Origin of the sequence: Algibacter sp., from assembly GCF_049667265.1 — a bacterium.
Taxonomy (GTDB): Bacteria; Bacteroidota; Bacteroidia; order Flavobacteriales; family Flavobacteriaceae; genus Algibacter_B.
The window spans coordinates 1-5,494 of the sequence record NZ_JBATHX010000198.1; the positions used below are offsets into that span (position 1 = coordinate 1).

Below are 5,494 nucleotides of genomic sequence, written 5' to 3' on the forward strand. Positions count from 1 at the left end.
ATGCCTTTTAGGTAATTCCAAATTCCGAAATGCTCGTTTGGTGAATGAATGGCGTCACTATCTAGACCAAAGCCCATTAAAATGGTTTTGCTTTTCAATTCTTGCTCGAAAAGCGCTACAATGGGTATGCTGCCGCCACTTCGTTGAGGAATTGGGGTTTTGCCAAAGGTGTCTTGATAGGCTTTGCTTGCGGCTTTGTAACCCATGCTGTTTATTGGTGTAACATAGCCTTGGCCGCCATGATGTGGTTTGACGTTTACTGTAACGGCTTTTGGTGCAATACTTTCAAAATGCGTTTTGAAAAGTTGGGTGATTTCTTCCCAATCTTGGTGCGGTACTAAGCGCATGGAAATTTTGGCATAAGCTTTACTTGCTATAACGGTTTTTGCACCTTCGCCTGTGTAGCCACCCCAAATGCCGTTAACATCGAGCGTTGGGCGGATGGAGTTGCGCTCGTTAGTGGTGAAGCCTGCTTCGCCGTAAACAGCGTCGATATCTAGTGCTTTTTTATAGTTTTCTAGATTGAAAGGTGCTTTTGCCATTTCGGCGCGTTCTTCCTTTGAAAGCTCTTCAACTTTATCGTAAAACCCAGGAATGGTGATGTGATTGTTTTCATCATGTAATGAAGCAATCATTTTGGTTAATATATTTATTGGGTTGGCAACTGCTCCGCCGTATAATCCAGAGTGTAAATCGCGATTTGGGCCTGTAACTTCAACTTCTACATAGCTTAATCCTCTTAATCCTGTGGTTATTGAAGGAACATCGTTAGCAATCATTCCCGTATCAGAAATAAGAATAACATCGTTTTTTAATTTCTCTTGGTTGTTTTTTACAAAGGTGGCGAGGTTTGCGCTTCCTACTTCTTCTTCACCTTCAATCATGAATTTAACATTACAAGGCAACTGATTGGTGACTGTCATAAACTCCAAAGCCTTAACGTGCATGTACATTTGCCCTTTGTCATCACAAGCTCCTCGTGCAAAAATAGCGCCTTCAGGATGCTTGTCTGTTTTTTTAATTACTGGCTCAAAAGGTGGTGATTGCCATAAGTCTAACGGGTCTGGCGGTTGCACGTCATAATGACCGTAAACTAAAATTGTCGGTAGGTTTTTGTCGATTGTTTTTTCACCGTAAACTATTGGGTAGCCGTCTGTTTTACAAATTTCAACAGTATCGCAACCTGCTTTTTCTAGGCTAATTTTAATAGCATCGGCAGTTTTTAAAACATCGTTTTTATATGCTGTATCGGCACTTATTGATGGGATTTTTAAGAGTTCTAATAACTCATTTAAAAATCTTTCTTTATGCTCTGAAATATAGGATTTGATATGGTTCATGGAAGTTTTTTTATTGATAAATTCAAAAGTATAAAAAAAGATTCTTTTTTGAGGTTAAGAAGTTTGCAATTTAAAAATGTTGTTTATATTTGCAGTCCTTTAGCGGGAGTGGTGGAATTGGTAGACACGCTAGACTTAGGATCTAGTGCCGCAAGGTGTGAGAGTTCGAGTCTCTTCTCCCGCACAAAAAGTCGAAGATTTATCTTCGACTTTTTTCGTTATAACAAGTTGTGTTTTTTATTCTAGTTTAAGTTATATTAATTGACGTATTTTTATAGGGCTAATTAATTTACTTAAATTGGTGTACTCTAAAAAATTGACTTTAAAATATGTTTTTTCGCCTATATAGATTTCGATTTTGTTTTTTTTTGATTTTTGCTTTAATCACTAAAACTGTTACAGCCCAATACACGCCTTTTTTTAAAAATTATGCTTTAACAGATTTTAATGTTGGAAACCAAAATTGGGGTATTTCTGTTTCTGAAAATGGTAAACTATATGTTGCAAACGATAAAGGTTTAGTTGAATTTGACGGTTTAAAATGGGGTTTTTTACAACTTCCGAACAAAACCATTATTCGATCTGTATTGGCACTAAAGGGTGTGATATATACTGGATCCTATCAGGAGTTTGGATATTGGCAAAAAAATATTCAAGGCGAACTTTCATATACATCATTAAGTAATTTTAAAGAAGATGAGTTGCTTGATGAGGCCTTCTGGCAGATATTACCGCATGAAGACGCTGTGCTTTTTAGATCGTTCTCAAATATTTATATCTATAAGAAGAATACAATTACTCGAATAAAGCCTAAATCTACTATTATATCGTGTAATAAGGTAGATGGTAAAATTTATGTGTCTACTTTAAAAGATGGGGTTTTTGTTTTAGAAAATGAGACTTTAATACCGTTAATAAATATTGATGAATTTAGTGAGGTTAAAGTTATTTCAATAACAAAATATAATAACGAACTCCTGATTACCACGGCATTAAGAGGTTGTTTTATTTATGATGGGATTACTTTGAAGCCACGGTTCCCTGAAATAAATAGTTTAATAAAAGAGCACCAATTAAATAGTTTCTTAAGCTTAAAAAACAATTATATGGCTTTTGGAACAATAAAAAACGGCGTTTATATTACTGATAGTGATGGTAATATTTTGTTCCATATTAATAAGGAAAATGGTCTGTTAAATAATACCGTTTTATGTCAAGGTTTAGGAAAAGACAATGAATTATGGATAGGCTTGGATAATGGTATTGCATTAATTGACTTAAATTATAATCATATTTTTTATAATGATAATTCGGGTGAGTTAGGTGCTGTTTATGACATTATCAATTTTAAGGATACCATTTATATTGGGAGTAATACAGGACTGTTTTATTTAGAGGATGATATTTTAAAGTTCACTAAAAATTCTCAAGGTCAAGTTTGGGATTTAAAAGAAATTAATGGCGAATTATTTTGTGGGCACAACAGCGGTACGTATTTAGTGCAGGATAAAACACTTAAAAAAATATCGAATTTTACTGGGGGATGGGTTATTAGGAAAGTGCCCGAATCTGATCAAACCTTTATTCAAGGTACTTATACAGGATTGGTAAAGTATACATATCAGAATGGAAATTGGGATGTTACACATTTAGGAGAAAAGAATATTCCAATTAAATATTTTGTATTTGAAGATAAATATACTTTGTGGGTAGCCCATGCTTATAAAGGATTATTTAGAGTGAAAATGGATTCGGATTATGAAAATGTTTTAGAATTCAAGAATTATAAAGATAAAGGGCTTTGGTCAGATTTTAATGTGAAAGTGCATCGCATAAAAAATGATATTTGTTTTAAAACAAATGAAGGGTGGCAAAAATATGAGCCTTTATTGGATAGTATTATACCTCATATTTTATTAAATAAAACCTTTGGAAAAGAGACGAATTTAATTTCAAATTCTAGTACAGATTTATTAGTTACTCTAAATAAAAATGATAAAATAAAATTTACCTCCTTAATTGATGAGCAAATTAATTTGGAGTTGCCAAGCCAATTATTTCAAAAAAGGTTGGTAGTAGGTGGTGAAAATATTTCAAAAATTAATGACACAATCCATGCTTTAAATCTATACGATGGTTTTATGCTAATAAACATAAAAAGCCATCAGTCTAAAAAAGACTCCCTCCAGACACCAATTATTGAACGTATCGAAATTGATAAAGAATTAGTCGAGATTAATAAATCTGGAGTTTATCAATTTCCATTTAATAAAAACATAGGAATTTCCATTTCATCACCTAATTCCAAAAATCATTATTTTGAATATGCCTTATCGAATTCTGATGCATATAATTGGTATAAAATGGAAAATGAAAAATTAGAGCTTTCTAGTTTAAGTAATGGGAAATATACTATTCGGTTTAGGGCTATAAATACGTCAGGCCAAATATCAAAAATTAAATCATTGAGTTTGGAAATTTTGCCACCATGGTATAAAAACACCTATTTTTATTTAGTAATGTCTTTAATTATTGGGTTAGTTGCATATGGCTTTCATAAACGTAAAATTAAAAAGGAGCAATATTTACTTCACCAAAAGCTTAAAAAAGAACAGGAAATTTTATTAAAAGAAAAAGTTATTGAAAATGATAATAAAATTGTCCAATTAAAAAATGAGTCGTTAAAAAGTGAAGTTAAATTAAAAAGTAAACAACTTGCAAATACCGCCATGGCATTGGTTAAGAAAAATGAATCGATGCAGGAAATTAAGAATGAATTAATAAATAATGAAACCGGTTTTAAAAATAATTCATCTTATAATAGACTTTTAAAGAAAATTGATAACTCCATAGGTCATGAGGACGAATGGCAACTATTTGAGTACAATTTTAATCAGGTACATGAGGAGTTTTTTAATCAACTAAAAAGTAAATTCCCGAAGCTTACACATAAAGATTTGAAAATTTGCGCTTATATAAAGATGAATTTATTAACTAAAGAAATTGCGCCACTTATGAATGTTTCAATTAGAGGCTTAGAAACGCACAGATATCGTTTAAAACGCAAGTTAGATTTGGATAATGATAAATCTTTAAGCGATTATTTGCGAAATTTTAAATAAAACAGCTTAAAATTCTCAATATAGTTATTCTTATACTACGTCAAAAGTACGTCATTACCTTTGTAACCCCCCTGTTTTCAATTAAGAATCATAGTAATAACATACGTCAATTAGTAATTTTTGGATGTTTCATCAATATGGCGTATTTTATGTGTACGCTTTTTTTTGATTTAACCTTATTTAGTTTATAATTTAGTAAAAACTAACTTTTTAAATAAGACTATATGAAAACAAGATTAACTTTATTGTTACTTTTTATATGTTCAATTACAGCATTTGCACAAAACGTATCCATTAAAGGTACGGTTGTAGGTGCCGAAGATAATATGCCCTTGCCAGGGGTAAATGTAATTGTTAAAGGAACTACAAGAGGCGTAAGTACAGATTTTGATGGCAATTATACCATTAACGCAAATGCCGGAGAAATTTTAGAGTTTGGCTATTTAGGCTTCAAAACATTTTCTGTAACTGTTCAAAATCAGTCTACATTAAATGTATCGCTAGAACCAGATATTGCTTCACTTGAAGAAGTTGTTGTAATTGGTTATGGTAGCCAGAAAAAAGCAGATTTAACAGGGTCAATTTCTACTGTAAAGTCTGAAGATTTAGAGAAAACACCAAATAGTAATATCATGCAATCTTTACAAGGTAAGGTGGCTGGATTACAAGTAACAAGTGCTGGATCTCCAGGAGATTCGCCTAGCGTTAGGATTCGTGGTGTTTCTTCATATAATAATGGAAATAATACAAATCCGCTTTACGTGGTTGATGGCATGTTTTATAATAACATTGACTTTTTAGATAATAGTCAAATTGAAACTGTTTCCGTATTAAAGGATGCTTCTTCTATTGCGATTTTTGGGCAACAAGGAATAAATGGTGTTATAATTATAGAAACCAAGACTGGAAAGTTTGATCAAAAACCAGTTTTTACTTATAATGGTTATACAGGTTTTCAAAAGGCTCAAAATATTGTGAAAATGGCAAATGCTGAACAATTTGTTACCATGGCTTATGAGTCTGGTTCAAGTG

Annotated in this window: 3 protein-coding genes and 1 tRNA gene; 3 read left to right on the forward strand and 1 reads right to left on the reverse strand. The window is 32.1% G+C overall.

Going from position 1 to position 5,494, the window contains the following annotated elements; translation table 11 throughout:
- Positions 1 to 1,340: dipeptidase (locus tag WBN21_RS07575; RefSeq protein ID WP_424198984.1), on the reverse strand; the 1,340-nt coding region annotated here is incomplete at its 3' end.
- A gap of 102 nt (positions 1,341 to 1,442) precedes the next feature.
- Between WBN21_RS07575 and WBN21_RS07580 the strand changes: the two genes are divergently transcribed.
- The 3 genes from WBN21_RS07580 to WBN21_RS07590 form a co-directional block, all read left to right on the forward strand.
- A tRNA-Leu gene (locus WBN21_RS07580) sits at positions 1,443 to 1,524 on the forward strand.
- Between the two features lie 184 nt (positions 1,525 to 1,708).
- Positions 1,709 to 4,462 carry a transcriptional regulator gene (locus WBN21_RS07585; protein WP_424198986.1) on the forward strand — a complete coding sequence of 918 codons (2,754 nt, stop codon included), beginning with the start codon at positions 1,709 to 1,711 and terminating at the stop codon, positions 4,460 to 4,462.
- 224 nt (positions 4,463 to 4,686) lie between these two features.
- Positions 4,687 to 5,494, forward strand: an 808-nt coding sequence (locus tag WBN21_RS07590; RefSeq protein WP_424198988.1) for a carboxypeptidase-like regulatory domain-containing protein, incomplete at its 3' end; no start/stop codon positions are given.